This window comes from Bradyrhizobium sp. I1.14.4 (assembly GCF_050435825.1).
Lineage (GTDB): Bacteria > Pseudomonadota > Alphaproteobacteria > Rhizobiales > Xanthobacteraceae > Bradyrhizobium.
Genome location: NZ_JBNDLA010000022.1, coordinates 1 through 15874, shown reverse-complemented (window position 1 = coordinate 15874; position 15874 = coordinate 1). Strand labels below are relative to the sequence as shown.

Annotated in this window: 17 protein-coding genes; 10 read left to right on the top strand and 7 right to left on the bottom strand. The window is 64.6% G+C overall.

The genetic code is table 11. The annotated features are described in order from the left end of the window. Nucleotides 1-254 precede the first annotated feature (254 nt). Nucleotides 255-3119 carry a preprotein translocase subunit SecA gene (gene secA / locus ABIB78_RS30275; protein ID WP_429031215.1) on the top strand — a complete coding sequence of 955 codons (2865 nt, stop codon included), beginning with the start codon at nt 255-257 and terminating at the stop codon, nt 3117-3119. Between the two features lie 58 nt (nt 3120-3177). Here secA and ABIB78_RS30270 read toward each other — a convergent pair whose 3' ends face one another. Together ABIB78_RS30270 and ABIB78_RS30265 are read right to left on the bottom strand one after the other, a co-directional pair. After that, on the bottom strand, nt 3178-3612 hold the full coding sequence (locus tag ABIB78_RS30270) for a VOC family protein (protein WP_429031213.1): 435 nt from the start codon (nt 3610-3612) through the stop codon (nt 3178-3180). 169 nt (nt 3613-3781) lie between these two features. After that, nucleotides 3782-4225: a MarR family winged helix-turn-helix transcriptional regulator gene (locus ABIB78_RS30265; protein WP_016847408.1), complete on the bottom strand. Its 444-nt coding sequence runs from the start codon at nt 4223-4225 to the stop codon at nt 3782-3784. A gap of 178 nt (nt 4226-4403) precedes the next feature. On the opposite strand from ABIB78_RS30265, the gene ABIB78_RS30260 reads away from it, so the two are divergent. From ABIB78_RS30260 to ABIB78_RS30225, 8 genes are all read left to right on the top strand, one after another. Beyond that, complete coding sequence (locus ABIB78_RS30260; RefSeq protein WP_429031210.1) at nt 4404-5585, top strand: substrate-binding domain-containing protein; 1182 nt, start codon at nt 4404-4406, stop codon at nt 5583-5585. A gap of 90 nt (nt 5586-5675) precedes the next feature. Then, complete coding sequence (locus ABIB78_RS30255; protein WP_429031208.1) at nt 5676-6860, top strand: substrate-binding domain-containing protein; 1185 nt, start codon at nt 5676-5678, stop codon at nt 6858-6860. A gap of 182 nt (nt 6861-7042) precedes the next feature. Further along, nucleotides 7043-8557 carry an amidase gene (locus ABIB78_RS30250; RefSeq protein ID WP_429031206.1) on the top strand — a complete coding sequence of 505 codons (1515 nt, stop codon included), beginning with the start codon at nt 7043-7045 and terminating at the stop codon, nt 8555-8557. Between the two features lie 42 nt (nt 8558-8599). Continuing rightward, nucleotides 8600-9457 carry a branched-chain amino acid ABC transporter permease gene (locus ABIB78_RS30245; protein WP_018269185.1) on the top strand — a complete coding sequence of 286 codons (858 nt, stop codon included), beginning with the start codon at nt 8600-8602 and terminating at the stop codon, nt 9455-9457. 4 nt (nt 9458-9461) lie between these two features. Then, nucleotides 9462-10679, top strand: coding sequence for a substrate-binding protein (locus ABIB78_RS30240; RefSeq protein WP_429031202.1), 1218 nt, complete (start codon nt 9462-9464; stop codon nt 10677-10679). A gap of 7 nt (nt 10680-10686) precedes the next feature. Continuing rightward, a complete protein-coding gene (locus ABIB78_RS30235) occupies nt 10687-11781 on the top strand; it encodes a branched-chain amino acid ABC transporter permease (protein ID WP_429031201.1) in 1095 nt (364 codons plus the stop codon). After that, a complete protein-coding gene (locus ABIB78_RS30230; RefSeq protein ID WP_429031198.1) occupies nt 11768-12502 on the top strand; it encodes an ABC transporter ATP-binding protein in 735 nt (244 codons plus the stop codon). Before ABIB78_RS30235 ends, ABIB78_RS30230 begins: the two co-directional genes overlap by 14 nt. Further along, nucleotides 12495-13196 (top strand): ABC transporter ATP-binding protein, encoded by a 702-nt coding sequence (locus tag ABIB78_RS30225; RefSeq protein WP_429031196.1) that lies wholly within the window; start codon nt 12495-12497, stop codon nt 13194-13196. The genes ABIB78_RS30230 and ABIB78_RS30225 overlap by 8 nt, the downstream gene beginning before the upstream one ends. 26 nt (nt 13197-13222) lie before the next feature. On the opposite strand, the gene ABIB78_RS30220 is transcribed toward ABIB78_RS30225, so the two are convergent. From ABIB78_RS30220 to ABIB78_RS30210, 3 genes are read right to left on the bottom strand one after another with little or no spacing between them, the layout of a single operon-like run. Further along, on the bottom strand, nt 13223-13711 hold the full coding sequence (locus tag ABIB78_RS30220) for a DUF3147 family protein (RefSeq protein WP_429031193.1): 489 nt from the start codon (nt 13709-13711) through the stop codon (nt 13223-13225). Continuing rightward, nucleotides 13708-14055 carry a DUF3147 family protein gene (locus tag ABIB78_RS30215; RefSeq protein WP_429031190.1) on the bottom strand — a complete coding sequence of 116 codons (348 nt, stop codon included), beginning with the start codon at nt 14053-14055 and terminating at the stop codon, nt 13708-13710. Before ABIB78_RS30215 ends, ABIB78_RS30220 begins: the two co-directional genes overlap by 4 nt. Beyond that, nucleotides 14052-14621 (bottom strand): phosphatase PAP2 family protein, encoded by a 570-nt coding sequence (locus ABIB78_RS30210; protein WP_429031189.1) that lies wholly within the window; start codon nt 14619-14621, stop codon nt 14052-14054. Before ABIB78_RS30210 ends, ABIB78_RS30215 begins: the two co-directional genes overlap by 4 nt. 291 nt (nt 14622-14912) lie before the next feature. On the opposite strand from ABIB78_RS30210, the gene ABIB78_RS30205 reads away from it, so the two are divergent. Continuing rightward, on the top strand, nt 14913-15146 hold the full coding sequence (locus ABIB78_RS30205; RefSeq protein WP_429031186.1) for a hypothetical protein: 234 nt from the start codon (nt 14913-14915) through the stop codon (nt 15144-15146). Nucleotides 15147-15263: 117 nt separating this feature from the next. Here the strand turns inward: ABIB78_RS30205 and ABIB78_RS30200 are convergent, their stop codons facing one another. Next, entirely contained in the window at nt 15264-15659 is a 396-nt protein-coding gene (locus ABIB78_RS30200) for a nuclear transport factor 2 family protein (RefSeq protein WP_429031184.1), read from the bottom strand. 27 nt (nt 15660-15686) lie between these two features. Then, on the bottom strand, nt 15687-15874 hold a 188-nt coding region (locus tag ABIB78_RS30195), incomplete at its 5' end, for a hypothetical protein (protein ID WP_429031181.1).

The window sequence follows — 15874 nt, the reverse complement described above, 5'->3', positions numbered from 1 at the left end:
AATGATGAATTCCTTGACATCTTGCCAGCGTTGACAACCCCCCGACCGGGCCATATCTCTGGCCAACCGTGTCACCGGTGAGAGCGCTTATTTTGCTGCGTTTTTCGCCGTTGAACCCAGGATGGCCTGTTTCCCACTCAATTGGCGGAGGAGCCCCGGGCGGGGCTCGAACCGTAGCGCGTCACGGTGAGTTGATAGGCGACCCGGTGGACCATCTCAGGCTGTAACTTAAGACCGAAGAACAGGAATTTCGCATGATCGGCGCGCTCGCCCGCAAGTTTTTCGGCTCCGCCAACGACCGTCGGGTCAAGGGATATCAGTCCCGCGTCAACGCCATCAATGCGCTGGAGCCCGAACTCGTCAAACTGTCCGACGACGAGCTCAAGGCCCGCACTGCCGAATTCAAGCAGCAGCTCGCCGGCGGCAAGACGCTGGACGACCTCCTGGTTCCGGCCTTTGCCACGGTGCGCGAGGCGGCCAAGCGGACACTCGGCCAGCGCCATTTCGACGTTCAGCTGATCGGCGGCATGGTGCTGCACGAGGGCGACATCGCCGAGATGAAGACCGGTGAAGGCAAGACGCTGGTTGCGACGCTTGCGGTCTACCTCAACGCGCTCGCCGGCAAGGGCGTCCATGTCGTCACCGTCAACGACTACCTCGCCCGCCGCGACTCCGGCTGGATGGGCCAGATCTATACGTTCCTGGGGCTGACCACCGGCGTGATCGTGCACGGCCTCGACGACGCCGAGCGCAAGGCGGCCTATGCCTGCGACATCACCTACGGCACCAACAACGAATACGGCTTCGACTATCTGCGCGACAACATGAAGTACCGCCTGGAGGACATGGTCCAGCGCGAGCATTTCTACGCGATCGTCGACGAAGTGGATTCCATCCTGATCGACGAAGCGCGCACGCCGCTGATCATCTCCGGCCCGCTCGACGACCGCTCGGATTTCTACAACACCATCGACACCTTCATGCCGCTGCTTACCAAGGTGGCCGACTTCGAGGTCGACGAGAAGCAGCGCACGGTGACGCTGACCGAAGGCGGCATGGAGAAGCTCGAGAACTTGCTGCGCGACGCCGGCCAGCTCAAGGGTGAGTCGCTCTACGACGTCGAGAACGTCTCCGTCGTGCATCACGTCAACCAGGCGCTGCGCGCGCACACGCTGTTCACGCGCGACAAGGATTACATCGTCCGCGATGACGAGGTCATCATCATCGACGAGTTCACCGGACGCATGATGCAGGGCCGCCGCTATTCGGAAGGCCTGCACCAGGCGCTGGAAGCCAAGGAGCACGTCACGGTCCAACCCGAGAACCAGACGCTGGCCTCGATCACCTTCCAGAACTATTTCCGGATGTACCAGAAGCTGTCCGGCATGACCGGCACGGCGCTGACCGAAGCCGACGAACTGTTCGACATCTACAAGCTCGAGGTCGTGGAGATTCCGACCAATCTGCCGGTGGCGCGTCTCGACGAGGACGACGAGGTCTACCGCACGCAGAACGAAAAGTACGGCGCGATCCTTGCCGAGATCGAGCGTGCCAACAAGCGGCTGCAGCCGGTGCTGGTCGGCACGGCGTCGATCGAGAAATCGGAAGTGCTGGCCGAGTACCTCAAGAAGCACGGCTACAAGCAGATCGATTTCACGTCCGAATCCGGCATGGAGAAGCTCTACGCTGCCGCGCGCGCGGGCAAGCCGGCAAAACTGTTCGCGGTGCTGAACGCGCGCTTCCACGAGCAGGAAGCCTACATCGTTGCGGAAGCCGGCGTGCCGGGCGCGATCACGATCGCGACCAACATGGCCGGCCGCGGCACCGACATCAAGCTTGGCGGCTCGCTCGATATGCGGATCCAGCAGGAGACCGCCGCGATCACCGACGAGGCCGAGAAGGCCAGGAAGATCGAGCTGATCAAGGCCGACATCGAGCGCTTCCGCGAGATCGTGCTGAAGGCGGAAGAGGATTTCGAGATCGAGCCCGCCAAGGGCAACAAGCCGGCCAAGACCGTGAAGAAGCCGGGCGGCCTCTACATCATCGGCTCCGAGCGCCACGAATCCCGCCGCATCGACAATCAGCTGCGCGGCCGTTCCGGCCGTCAGGGCGACCCCGGCCGCTCGAAGTTCTTCCTGTCGCTGGAAGACGATCTGATGCGCATCTTCGGCTCCGACCGGCTCGACAGCATGCTGCAGCGGCTCGGCCTGCAGGAAGGCGAGGCCATCATCCATCCCTGGATCAACAAGGCGCTCGAGAAGGCCCAGCAGAAGGTCGAGGCGCGCAACTTCGACATCCGCAAGAACCTCTTGAAGTTCGACAACGTCCAGAACGACCAGCGCAAGGTGATCTTCGATCAGCGCATCGACCTGATGAAGGACGACAGCGTCGTCGAGACGGTGACCGACATGCGCCATGCCTTTGTCGAGGACGTGGTCGCCAAATACATCCCCGAGCACGCCTATGCCGAGCAGTGGAACACCGCGGGTCTCAAGGAAGAGCTGAAGCGCGTGCTCGATGTCGAGCTGCCGGTCGATGAATGGGCCAAGGAAGAGGGCATCGCCGACGAGGAACTGCTGACGCGTATCGAGGACCATGTCGACGAGCGCATGGCGGCCAAGGTCGCGCAATGGGGCCCCGACGTGATGCGCTACGTCGAGAAGACCATCCTGTTGCAGACGCTGGACCACCTCTGGCGCGAGCACCTGATCATGCTCGACCACCTGCGCCAGGTGATCGGGCTGCGCGGCTATGGGCAGCGCGATCCGTTGCAGGAGTACAAGACCGAAGCCTTCAACCTCTTCCAGGAGATGAGCGCGCATCTGCGCGAGGCGGTCACCGCGCAGCTGATGCGGGTCGAGATCGTCCCGCCGGAAGAGCCGCCGCAGCCGCTGCCGGTGATGGAAGCGCACAAGCTCGATCCCAACACCGGCGAGGACGAGTTCGCCCGGGCCAGCCTGACCGAGGCGACCTACGCCCAGGCCTCGCTGGCGCCGGGGATGCCGACCGCCGACCGCGATCCGACCAATCCGGCAAGCTGGGGCAAGGTCGGCCGCAACGAGGACTGCCCCTGCGGGTCAGGCAAGAAGTACAAGCACTGCCACGGGCGGTACGCGTAAGCCGCCGCAAGCCCTGACGCGGCGGGCAATTGGCCCGCCCGTCGAGCGCGCATCGCCGTCAGCCCGCATACGCCTTGTCGAGATCGGCGATCACGATCTTCCGCATTTTCAGCATCGCCTGCATGACGCGGTCGGCCGCCTTGCGGTCGGGATCGCTGAGATAGCGGCTGAGCGCTGATGGGATCACCTGCCAGGACAGGCCGAATTTGTCCTTGAGCCAGCCGCAGCGCGATTCCTGGCCGCCATCGGTGAGCTTGCTCCAGAAGTAATCCACCTGTTCCTGGGTCTCGACGCTCAGGAAGAACGACACTGCCTCGTTGAACTTGTGCTGCGGCCCGCCATTGAGCGCGTAGAACCGCTGACCCTCGAGCTCGAAGCTCGCCATGAAATCGCTGACGGTCTCGATCTCGGCGTTCGGAAACACCGATTTGTAGAAGGCGACGGCGTCGCGGACGTTGTTGTCGAGCCAGAGGAACGGCGTGATCGAAGTCATGACGGGGTGTCCTCGCGAAACGTGTGGACCTGCGCGATCAGGCGCGAAGGTTGCGCCGCTGGCGCGCCCGGAGGACGCACCATATCGTCGTATCCCGACATATCCTGCCGGTCTTTTTTCGACGGTTCGATAGCGGCGCGCCAAATCGGCGCGCCCCGTCGGCGCGGCCTCAGTTGGCGCTGCCGATCAGGCTTTCCAGCAGGCGCTTGAGCTCGGTGGTCGACTTGTCGCCATAGCTCTCGACAATGTGCTCTTCCTGGCTTACCGCCAGCGAGTTCAACCGGCGGCACAGCGCCTTGCCGCGGTCGGAGACGAACATCAGGACCTTGCGGCGATCCTTGGGATCCTGCACGCGGTAGACGAGGGCGTCCGACACCATGCGGTCGATCATCTTGGTCAGCGTCGGATGGTTGAGTAGCACCGCGTCGGCAAGCTCGCCCATCGAGTGGCCGTTGCCGTCGGACAGAACTTTAAGGATGCGCCACTGCTCGACCGGCACGCCTTCCTTGGCAAGCCGCGTCTCCAACTGCCGGTTGATCTCCCGGTTGGCTTGCGCGAGCAGGTAGGCGAGGTGTTCGGTGATCGGGGAATTTTCTTTCGGCGGTTTAGCCACGGCGTGAGACCTGGTTCCTGACCCGGTGAATGAATGTCCGGCAACTCATGCCGCTTCTATATGCACTTCAATTGTTGAATATTCAATATTTTCACATAGGATATTCCCCCAACCAAAGGGCGGATGCCGCGACCGCCCGCTGGCTGCGTTGCGTACTGCTTCCCAGACAGGAGTTGGCGTGCTCTCGACGGTCTCTTTCCAGGCGTATGGCGGCATGCCCGTCGCGCCGCCGCACCTGTTTCGAAATCCGTCGTCCTGCGCGGCCGATCTCGCTTTGACCGTCAGGCCGGGCTCCTCGCGCCGTGGCGGCACCGCCGGCAAGCTCCGGATCGGCAATTTCATCACCTTCTCCGGCGCGCCCGGGATCTGGGGGCCGATCTCCGCCAACAGCGTCATGCTCGCGGTCGCCGAGATCAACCGGCGCGGCGGCATCCGCGGCCGCGAGGTCGAATTGTCGATGTACGACGCCGGCGGTCCGATCGACGAGGTCGTGCGCCGCGCCGAGCAGGCGATCGCGTTCGACGAGATCGACGTCATCATGGGCTCGCATATCAGCGCGGTCCGCCTCGCGCTGCGCAAGGTCACAAACGGCCGCATCCCCTATGTCTACACGCCGGTCTATGAGGGCGGCGAGCGGACGCCAGGGGTGATGGCGATCGGCGAGACGCCGCGCGCCGAAAGCCGCCCGGCGATCCACTGGCTCACTGAGGTCAAGAAGGCGTCGCGCTGGTATCTGATCGGCAGCGACTATGTCTGGCCCTGGCAATCGCATCGCGCGGTGAAGCGCTACATCAAGGAGGCCGGCGGCCAGGTGGTCGGCGAGGAATTCGTCCCGCTCGGCGAGGACAATCACGAGCCGCACCTGGCGCGGATCCGCGCCGCCAAGCCCGATGTCGTGCTGATCACACTGATCGGAACCGACAGCATCACCTTCAACCGCGCCTTCGCCGCGGCGGGCCTCGCCGCCACCACGCTACGTTATGCGGGCGCGATGGACGAGACCGTGCTGCTCGGCATCGGGCCCGACGCGACGGAGAACCTGTTCTGCGCCTCCGGCTATTTCGGCTGCGTCGATTCACGCGCCAATGACGACTTCCGGACCAGCTACCGCGCGATGTTCGGGGCGCATGCGCCGCCGATCGGCTCGGTCGGGCAGTCCAATTACGAGGGGATGCGCTTTCTCGAAGCGGCGGCCAACCGGGCCCGCTCGCTGTCGATGGGGCCGTTGTCCGTCGCGGCGCGCGACCTCGTCTACAGCGGCGCGCGCGGCACGGTGACCATTCGCGACGGCCGCGCCGAAATGCCGATCTATCTCGCCGAGGCCGACGGTCTCGACTTCAGGGTGATCAAGACGATCTAAAATGGTACCGTCGCCCGCGAGGGCGATGCCGCGCTCGCCGCGGCGTGCCGGTGCCAGACAGGAGCAGGTGTGCATTCGACGCCCAATGTCATGGCCGGATTCTTGAACAACAGGGATGGCGGCCTCCCGCTCCCGCCATCCCTGCTGTTCAGGAACCTGGCGTCGGCGGCGTCCGATCGGGTATTTTCGCCGATGGATCGCGGCGGTTTCGGTCCGCGCGGTGCGCGCAGCCGGCTGCGGGTCGGCGGCTTCGTCTGCTGCACTGGCTCGCCCGGGATGTGGGGTCCAGCCGCGACCTCGATCGCACAGCTCGCGGTCGCCGACATCAACCGGCGCGGCGGCATCCTCGGCCGCGAGATCGAGTTCTCGGTCTACGACGCCGGCGGGCCGCTCGACGACGTGCTCGACCGCGCCGAGCAGGCGATCGCGTCCGACGAAGTCGATCTCATCATGGGCATGCACACCAGCGCGGTGCGCGTCGCGCTGCGTAACCTCATCACCCGCAGCCGCGTTCCCTACATCTACACGCCGGTCTATGAGGGCGGCGAGCGGACGCCGGGCGTTATCGCGATCGGTGAGACGCCGCGCTGGCAGAGCCGGCCGTCGATCCACTGGCTGGCCGAGGTCAAGAAGGCCGCGCGCTGGTACCTGATCGGCAGCGACTATGTCTGGCCGTGGCAGTCGCATCGCGCGGTGAAGCGCTACATCAAGGAGACCGGCGGCGAGGTCGTCGGCGAGGAATTCGTGCCGGTCGGCGAGGACAATCACGAGCCGCATCTGGCGCGCATCCGTGCGGCGAAGCCCGATGTCGTGCTGATCTCGCTGATCGGCACCGACAGCGTGACCTTCAACCGCGCCTTCGCCGATGCCGGGCTCGCCGCCACCACGTTGCGCTTTGCCGGCTGCTTCGACGAGACGGCGCTGCTCGGCATCGGCGCCGACAAGACCGAGAACCTGTTCTGCGCCTCCGGCTATTTCCCCTGTGTCGGCTCGCAGGCTGGTGACGAATTCAGGGACCGCTATCGCGCGATGTTCGGTCCGTTCGCGCCGCCAGTCGGGTCGTGCGGCGAGTCCGCGTATGAAGGATTCTGCCTGCTTGAGGCTGCCGCCAACCGCGCCGGCACGCTGGAGATGCGGCCGCTGCTCGCGGCAGCGGACAATCTCGTCTATCGCGGCCCGCGCGGTCCGGTTACGGTTCGCAGCGGCCATGCCAGGATGCCGATGTATCTTGCGGAAGCCGATGGCCTCGACTTCAGGGTGATCAAGGCGATCTGAGGCGGGTGCGACGCCTCGCCAGAAGGTTTCGCGAAATAATACTTGAAAAGGAAAATATTTCCGTTTTGAATACAGCGGCGGGGTGAGCGGTTCGCGCGTGTCAACGCGCTGTCCGCGGCCCTGCGTCCAAGGGATCAGTTCCAGGGATCAATTCCAAAGATCAAAAGCTTCAGGAGAGCGCCGTGACCGTCGTCCTTCCCACGCCAACGCAACTTCGTGCCGTCGCCGAGCAGTGCGGCCTGTCCCTGACCGATGAGGACGTGGCATCGTTCCGCGGCCTGATGCAGGGCTCGATCGACGCCTACAACCTCGTTGCCGCGATGCCGGACGAAGTGCCGGCGGTGAAATATCCGCGTACGCCGGGCTATCGCCCGAGCCCTGAGGAAAACCCGCGCAACGCCTGGTACCGCAAGTCGACCGTGAAGGGCGCAGCCTCCGGCAAGCTCAAAGGCAAGACCGTGGCGCTGAAGGACAACATCATGCTGGCCGGCGTGCCCATGATGAACGGCTCGGCGACGCTGGAAGGCTATGTGCCCGACTTCGACGCCACCATCGTCACGCGGATGCTGGATGCCGGCGCCGAGATTGCCGGCAAGACCCACTGCGAATCCTTCTGCATGTCCGGCGGCAGCCACACCGGCGCGGTCGGCGCCGTGCACAATCCGCACAAGATGGGTTATTCGGCCGGCGGTTCGTCGTCGGGATCGGGCGTCGTGGTCGCGCTCGGCGAGGTCGACATGGCGATCGGCGGCGACCAGGGCGGCTCGATCCGCATGCCGTCCTCGTTCTGCGGCACCTACGGCATGAAGCCGACCTGGGGCCTCGTGCCCTACACCGGCATCATGCCGATCGAGGTTTTCGTCGACCACACCGGCCCGATGACCGCAACGGTGGAAGACAACGCGCTGCTGCTCGAAGTGATCGCCGGCGACGACGGCTATGATCCGCGCATCAAGGCGCCCAAGGTCGAGCAATACACCAAGGCGCTCGGCGCCGACGTCAAGGGCATGAAGATCGGTATCCTCAAGGAAGGTTTCGAGCAGCCGACCGCGGAATCCGCGGTCAATGAAAGCGTGCGCGAGGCGGCCAAGCGCTTCAGGGATCTCGGGGCCAGCGTCGAGAACGTCTCGATCCCGATGCACATGATGGGCCCGGCGATCTGGACCCCGATCGGCACCGAAGGCATGACCCAGACCATGATGTTCGGCGACGGCTACGGCCTCAGCCGATCGGACCTCTACTCCACCACGCTGATGGATTTCCATCGCGGCTGGCGTCAGAAGGCGGACTCGCTGTCCGAGACCACAAAACTGTTCATGCTGCTCGGCACCTACATCAACAACAATTTCGGCCCGCGCTTCTACGGCAAGGCGCTCAACATCTCCCGCCGCCTCACCGCGGCCTATGACAAGGCGTTCAAGGACTACGATCTGCTGCTGTTGCCGACCACGCCGATGAAGGCGACGCCGCTGCCGGCGGCCAATGCCAGCCGCGAGGACTATGTCGCCCGCGCGCTGGAGATGATCTCCAACACCGCGCCGTTCGACATCACCCATCACCCGGCGATGTCGCTGCCCTGCGGCATGGTCGACGGCCTGCCGGTCGGCCTGATGCTGGTCGGCCGGATGTTCGAGGAGCAGACCATCTACCGCGCCGCGCATGCCTTCGAGCAGGCCGGCGACTGGAAAAAGATGTGAGGCGCCGCTTGTTGCAGACGCAGGCTGGATGGATCGAACACCATGGCTAGCACCTTTGCCGCGGCGTTCGAGATCGTGAGCTTCGGCGCGATCATCGTGCTGGTCGTGCTCGGGCTCGGCATCATCGCCAGCATGATGGGCATCTTCAACTTCGCGCAGGGCGAATTCGTCCTGCTCGGGGCCTATGTGACCTATCTGGCCTACGCTCATGGCGCCCCGGTCTGGGTCGGCATGGTCGCCGCGCCCTTTGTGGTCGGCGCGATCGGCTTCGTGCTGGAGGCGCTGATCATCCGGCGTTTCTACGCCGCGCCGATCGTGGCGATGCTCGGCACCTATGCGCTGGGCCTGATCATCCGCGAAAGCGTGCGCGGCCTGATCGGCGGCTTCTATCTGACGGTGCCGGAGCCGATCGGCGGTTCGATCGACCTCGGCTCCGTCCACATCTCGGCCTGGCGCTTCACCATCATCGTCATCACGCTGCTGGTGATGGGCGCCTGCTATCTGCTGCTCGCGCGCACCAGCTTCGGGTTGCGGGTCCGCGCCACGCTGGAGAACCCGGCGCTGGCGCGCGCGTCGGGTATCTCGACGCCGTTGATCTATGGGGCGACCTTCGCGTTCGGCGCGGCCCTGGCCGGGCTTGCCGGCGCGCTGATCGTGCCGGTGTTCAGCCTCTTTGCCGATCTTGGCATACGATTCCTGATCCAGGGCTTCGTCGCCGTGATGGTCGGCGGGGTCGGCTCCTTCATCGGTCCGGTCGCCGGCGCCGGTGTGATCGGCACGCTCAGCGCGGCGCTGCCATGGGTAATGTCTCCGGTTGTCGCCGACGTCCTCGTCTTCGTGCTCGCCATTGCCTTCATCAAATTCCGCCCGCAGGGCCTCATATCGGGAAAAGGGGTTTAGTCTGATGTTCGATCGCACCAATCTCACGCGCCGCCGCTTCATGAGCAATTTCGCCTTCGCGACCGGCGCGCTGGCGACCGGGGTCGGAAGCTGGGTCGTCAGGCCCGATTGGGCCAATGCCGCCGAGGGGCCGATCAAGGTCGGAATCGCGACCGATCTGACCGGCCCGATCGCCTATGCCGGCAACGCCGACGCCAACGTCGCCAAGATGGTGATCAAGGAGATCAACGCCGGCGGCGGCCTGCTCGGCCGGCCGCTCGAGCTCTATATCGAGGATACCGCCTCGAACGAATCGGTCGCGGTCGGCAATGTCCGCAAGCTGATCCAGCGCGACAAGGTCGACATGGTGCTGGGCGGCATCACGTCGTCGATGCGCAACGCGATCAAGGACCCGATCGTGGCGCGCGGCAAGACGCTCTACATCTATCCGCAGCTCTACGAGGGCAAGGAGTGCACGCCCTTTCTGTTCTGCACCGGGCCGACACCGGCGCAGCAATGCGACGAGTTCATTCCCTGGCTGATCAAGAACGGCGGCAAGAAGTTCGCGCTGCCGAGCGCCAATTATGTCTGGCCGCACACGCTCAACGTCTACGCCCGCAAGGTGATCGAGGCCAATGGCGGCGAGGTCGTGTTCGAAGAGTATTACCCGCTCGACCAGGTCGATTTCTCGGCCACCGTCAACCGCATCATCTCCAACAAGGTCGACGTCGTCTTCAACACCGTGATTCCGCCGGGCGTCGGCCCGTTCTTCAAGCAGCTCTATGAAGCCGGCTTCCTGAAGAGCGGCGGGCGGCTCGCCTGCGTGTACTATGACGAGAACACGCTCAACATCAATCAGGCCGACGAGATCGAGGGGCTGGCGAGTTGCCTCGACTACTTCAAGGTGCTGACCAAGGAGGATCCGTTCAACGCCAAGATCCAGGCGGCCTATGAGAAGGATTTTCCCGGCAACTTCCTGTTCGCGGCCGGCAGCGCCGCCACCGGAACCTATCGCGGCCTCAAGCTGTGGGAAGCGGCGGTCAAGGAAGCCGGCAAGGTCGATCGTGAGTCGGTTGCGGCCGCCCTTGACCACGCCAAGATCGCCGAGGGACCCGGCGGGCCCGCCGAAATGGTTCCGGGCAAGCGTCACTGCAAGATGAAGATGTACACCGCCGTTGCCAAAGGCGGAAACTATGAGATCGTGGCGCGCAGCGCCGGTCTCGTTGATCCCAAGGAATGTTGAGCAATCAATGGGTAGAGCAAAGCAGGCCGTCGCTCGCATAGGCGAGGGACCGGATGTCGTGACGGGTGAGGGTGCACCGGCCGCAAGCGCGCCGGCGGGACAGGCATCGGCAGGATGGAAGGTCCTGCCGATCGTGGAAGGGCTGGTGCTGCTGATCGCACTGATCCTGCCATGGGTGCTTCAGGATTATCTCACGGTGTTCGCCACCCGCGTGGTGATCCTCGCGCTGTTTGCGCTGTCGTTCGATCTGGTGTGGGGCTATGCCGGCATCATGAGCTTCGGCCAGGCGCTGTTCTTCGGCGCCGCCGGCTACGGCGTGGCGTTGCTCGCGCGCGACCTCAACGTCACCTCGATCCTTCTGATCCTGCCGGCCGGCACCTTGATCGGCCTCACCGCGTCGCTGCTGCTCGGCGGGTTTCTGCTGCTCGGGCGCTATCCCTCGAGCGTGATCTTCGTCTCGCTCGGCACCCTGACCGGCTCCTATGCCGCGGATCGGCTGGCGCGCGGCTGGTACTATCTCGGCGGCCAGAACGGCATCCCGTCGATTCCGCCACTCACGCTCGGCAGCTACGAGTTGGAGGAAGGGCCGGTCTACTACTACATGGTGCTCGGCATCCTCGTGGTCGTCTATCTGCTGTGCCGCTTCCTGGTCCGCTCGCAATTCGGGCTGGCGCTCGCCGGCCTGCGCGAGAACGAGCAGCGCATCGCCTTCTTCGGCTACAAGCCGCAGCATCTGAAGGCGATCATCTTCGCGGTCGGCGGCACCATCGCCGGTCTTGCCGGCAGCCTCTACGCCTTTCACGAGGGATTTGTCTGGCCCAACATGCTGGGCGTCGTGTTCTCGACCCAGGTCGTGCTCTACGTTTTGTTCGGCGGCTCCGGCACGCTGATCGGCGCCGTGATCGGCACCGTGATCATCGAGGGCGTCAGCTTCTGGCTGTCGGACAATTACCGCGATATCTGGCCGATCATCCTCGGCGTGCTGCTGCTGCTCGTGATCATGTTCCGCCCGCTCGGGCTGATCTCCTTCGTGCTTGGCGAGCGCGAGCGGGTCGGCAGTTTCGGGAAAGCCCCAAAGGAGACCGGCAATGCCGCTCCTTGAGGCGTCTGGCATCAGCAAGGTGTACGGCAAGCTCACCGCGCTGGACGGTGCGGCGCTGACCGTCGGCGAGAACGAGTTTCACGGCTTGATCGGCCCGAACGGCTCGGGCAAGAGCACGCTGATGAAGTGCGTCGCCGGCGCCGAGGTGCCGACTACGGGCAAGGTCTCGTTCGTCAACACCGACATCACGGCGTTCACGCCGACCGAGCGCGCCCGCGCCGGCATGAGCCTGAAATTCCAGATCACCTCGGTGCTGCCGACGCTGACGCTGTACGACAACATCCTGCTGGCATTGCAGGCACAGTCCTCGCTGTTCGATCTGGTGCTGTCACGCACCCGCAGGAAGCTGCACGATCAGGCGATGACGATGCTGACCCAGTTCCGCCTCGCCGATCGCGCGCATGATGCCGCCGCGGCGCTGTCGCACGGCCAGCAGCAATGGCTCGAGATCGCGATGGCGCTCGCCGGCAAGCCGCGGCTGTTGCTGCTGGATGAACCCACCGGCGGCATGAGCCTCGAAGAGCGCCGCGTCACCGGCGAGCTGTTGCAGCCGATCAAGCAGCACTGTTCGCTCGTCATCGTCGAACACGACCTCGATTTCATCCGCGACATCTGCGACCGCCTCACGGTGCTCGACCAGGGCAAGGTGCTGGCGTCGGGTACTGTTGCGGACATCCAGGCCAACAAGAGCGTCCAGGAGATCTATCTTCGCCGTGCCTGACCAATCATTCCTCGATATCAGGCATCTCGATGCCGGTTATGGCCGCAGCCAGGTTCTGTTCGATGTCAACATCGGCATTCCCTGGCGCGGCGGCGTTGCCGTGCTCGGCCGCAACGGCGCCGGCAAGACCACGCTGATGAAGACCATCGTCGGCGAGCTTGCAAGCTCGCAGGGTGAATTGTTCTTCGACGGCCGCGACATCACGCGCCGGCGCACCGAGGAGCGCGTGCGCTCCGGCATCGGCTATGTGCCGCAGGAGCATTCAGTGTTCGCCCGCCTGTCGGTGCGCGACAATCTTGCCGTCGGCTCGCTGACCAATTCGGATGCGAGCGCGGTCGATCGCGTGCTGGCGATCTTCCCGAAGCTCGGCCAGCGCCTCGACCAGCCGGCCGGCACGCTGTCCGGCGGCGAGCGCAAGATGCTGGCCATCGGCCGCGCCATGCTGGGCAGTCCGAAGCTGCTGCTGCTGGACGAGCCGACCGAAGGGGTCTGGATCGGCGTGATCGAGGAGATCACCGAGCGGCTGATCGAGCTCGCCAAGGACATCTCGGTCGTGATCGTCGAGCAGCACCTCGACCTCGCGCTGCGCGTCGCCGACTACGCCTATGTGCTGGACCGCGGCCGCGTCGCGCTGCAGGGCGCCGCAGGCGAGGTGCGCAACGATCCGGAATTGCTGCGGTACCTGGCGCCGTAACCGTCACGGGTTCCGCATTGGGAGATTCAATGCAGGATGCGGTCGGCTTTCCGGCCGACGAGCTTGTTTCCGTCGGTTCGCGGCAGCCGTACCGACCGCAGCTTGCGACGCACGTACCATGCAGCAACCGAGCAAACCAGCCAGGCAAGTGATGCGCCGATGAAGGCGGCCGCGACGGTGCGATCCACCATCAGCGAGAAGACAATCGCAAACGCCATCATGCCGAACGCACCCAGCGCGGCGCCAGCGGCGTCGAGTGCGGCGGCTTGCTGCCCGCGCCGTGTGCCATCGAGTCCCGCTTGTCGCTTGCGGCGGATCTCATGCTTCTCGATCAGGGTTGCGCTGGCGCAGAAGATGGCAGGAAGCGCAAGAAAGGCGCCGCCGATGTACGGGCCGAAATAGCTGCTGATCACGCCGGTGAAAACTGTCGCGCCGCCGCCGAACAGGAAGCGGATCAGATATTCGCTCCAGCTGCCTTCTCTCAGAGCCGACGATGAGAGGCGGACTGGCGTCATGCCTGCCCTCCGGCAAGGGCCAGCAGGCCGAACACGATCGTCAGCCAGACGGCAAGCGACAGCGATGTTGCAGGGATGGCGCGCAACCTTGTGCGAACAAGCAGTTGGCAGACAACGAAGCTATAGACCGCGAGCGCGAGTGCGCCGGCGATCATGGCGCGGCACTGCAGGCCTGCGTAGTCGGCGCCGTGCTGGTACGCGGCGATGCCGAGGGTGGCGAGCGCAACGGAGGGCGCCGCTCCGAACAGGCCGGCGAAGCTCTTGGGGCGCAGAACGTCGCCCAGCATCGCGAAGGCCGATACGACGGCGCCGCCGAGCAGAAAGCGGATGACATATTCGGTCATCGGGGCTTGCTCCGCTGGGGATCGTCGCCCGGATAACCGGTCCATAATCGCAGCAGCCGCTCGAGCCCCGCTCCAAGGACGAATCCGGCGATCACGTCGCTCGTCCAATGTGCGAGCACTGCAACGCGCGTCAGGGAAAGGCCGATCGCAACTGCCTGGATTGCGCGGCGCACGCTGGCGGGCAGTGTCGCAGCCGCCGACGCCAGCGCGCCCATATGCAGCGCGTGACCGGATGGAAAGGCGTCGTCACGCTTGCCCGAGATCGGGATGCCGTTGGCATGGCCGACCACGGTCAGGCGGTCCGGGCGGGTCTGGTTGAACAGCCTTTTCAGGCCGTGCGGCAGCAGCGATGCTGCGACCGTTACCAGCAGCGCATGATTGCCGGCGCGCTCCAGAGCGGCGCCGCGCCCGCGCGAGGCGAGCCAGCCGGCAGCCGCGAGAACGAGCAGCACCTTCTCGTCGGCACCCCATGTCAATCCGCGGGCGATCTGTTCCGGAGCAGGTGCGGCGTTGCGGGCGATCGCACGCGCGATCATGTCGTCCGCCGCCGTCGGGCGAATGGTCATCGGGAAGCTTGGCGCGCGTCGACGGCACAATCGAATACGGCCTGCAGTGTGCATGGTTCTCAAAGCCAGCTTTCATGCAACGCGCCAGCAACGGCTTGGGTCCTGCTTTCGCGAGATGGCTTCGGGGCTGACGTCCTCGATCTGTTGCGGCTGACGTCCGAATTCGGCAGGGAGTTTCATCCCTGCAAGTTCTGCCCTGCAAGTTTTGCGTCGCAGCCGAAGTAGCGGGAGATCCGGTTCCACAGGAACGAAGGGCGCCGGCCGCCGTTTAGGCAGCGGGAGGAACTCACGATGCGCTATCTTTCGATCGTTGCTCTCGGTGTCGCCGCGATCATGAGCAGCGGCGCCGTGTTGGCGGCGCAGCATTCCGGCACCAAGGCGGAACAATCCGCGTGCTCACGCGATGCACAGCGCTTCTGCCGGAAGGACCTCGGCAATGACGATGCCGTGCAGAATTGTCTTCAGATGAAGCGAGCCAGCCTGAGCTCAGGCTGCAAGAAGGTTTTCGAGAGCCACGGAATGTAACCGCTGCTTGCCAACGCGCATGCTGTCGTCCCTGGTGGGCGGAGTGGTACGACGTGGCGGACCGTGGTGTTCGAACCCGCTTCCACAACCAGCGGTGCGGCGATAATGTTCGTCGGCCTATTGCGACGACGTTCCGCCAACGCGCTCGACGAGGTGTGCCCGCGAGGACGAGGGCTCAAACCGGTCGGCAAAATACTGCGTCTCGTGGACGACCAGCCCGTCGCGGAATTCCATGATGCTCACCACGTAGGACGGCCTGTCGTCATAGGTGAGGATGTATTCGGTGATCCAGAGATCGCCGCCGCCGATCATGCGCTGGATCGTGAAGCGCTTCCTGTTCGGCTGCACTGTCCGGCTCTGCTGAATGTTGCGCCGGCCGCGGATCCGTTCGCCCGATTGCGGATAATCAAGCACCGCGTCCTCGCGGTAGATGCGATGCTCGCGCTCGAAATCGCTCGTGTCCGATGCCTCCCAATGGCGCTGCAGTGCCATCCGCACGGCTCGATCATCCATCGCAATCTCCCGGCTGTGCCTCGTGCATCATCTCACGATTGTCTGCGTGCAACTGGCAAGAGGAATGTGGCAGCGAAGGGAGTAATGCTCCAGGCGGACTCGCATCCTCTCCGTTGTCATGCTGCGGATTCCGACGAAGCCGGCCATGCATTCCAATTCGAAGCCGGCCGGGTATTCCGATCTGAAGCCGGCCACCCGTGGCGTCGTTCGCATGG

Excerpts from the sequence above, each read along its gene's own strand:
- ABIB78_RS30240 (WP_429031202.1), top strand. The coding sequence starts at position 9,462 with ATGTTCGATCGCACCAATCTCACGCGCCGCCGCTTCATGAGCAATTTC.
- ABIB78_RS30255 (WP_429031208.1), top strand. The coding sequence starts at position 5,676 with ATGGCCGGATTCTTGAACAACAGGGATGGCGGCCTCCCGCTCCCGCCA.
- secA (WP_429031215.1), top strand. The coding sequence starts at position 255 with ATGATCGGCGCGCTCGCCCGCAAGTTTTTCGGCTCCGCCAACGACCGT.
- ABIB78_RS30205 (WP_429031186.1), top strand. The coding sequence starts at position 14,913 with ATGCGCTATCTTTCGATCGTTGCTCTCGGTGTCGCCGCGATCATGAGC.
- ABIB78_RS30230 (WP_429031198.1), top strand. The coding sequence starts at position 11,768 with ATGCCGCTCCTTGAGGCGTCTGGCATCAGCAAGGTGTACGGCAAGCTC.
- ABIB78_RS30245 (WP_018269185.1), top strand. The coding sequence starts at position 8,600 with ATGGCTAGCACCTTTGCCGCGGCGTTCGAGATCGTGAGCTTCGGCGCG.
- ABIB78_RS30210 (WP_429031189.1), bottom strand. The coding sequence starts at position 14,621 with ATGACCATTCGCCCGACGGCGGCGGACGACATGATCGCGCGTGCGATC.
- ABIB78_RS30235 (WP_429031201.1), top strand. The coding sequence starts at position 10,687 with ATGGGTAGAGCAAAGCAGGCCGTCGCTCGCATAGGCGAGGGACCGGAT.
- ABIB78_RS30270 (WP_429031213.1), bottom strand. The coding sequence starts at position 3,612 with ATGACTTCGATCACGCCGTTCCTCTGGCTCGACAACAACGTCCGCGAC.
- ABIB78_RS30220 (WP_429031193.1), bottom strand. The coding sequence starts at position 13,711 with ATGACGCCAGTCCGCCTCTCATCGTCGGCTCTGAGAGAAGGCAGCTGG.
- ABIB78_RS30200 (WP_429031184.1), bottom strand. The coding sequence starts at position 15,659 with ATGGATGATCGAGCCGTGCGGATGGCACTGCAGCGCCATTGGGAGGCA.
- ABIB78_RS30215 (WP_429031190.1), bottom strand. The coding sequence starts at position 14,055 with ATGACCGAATATGTCATCCGCTTTCTGCTCGGCGGCGCCGTCGTATCG.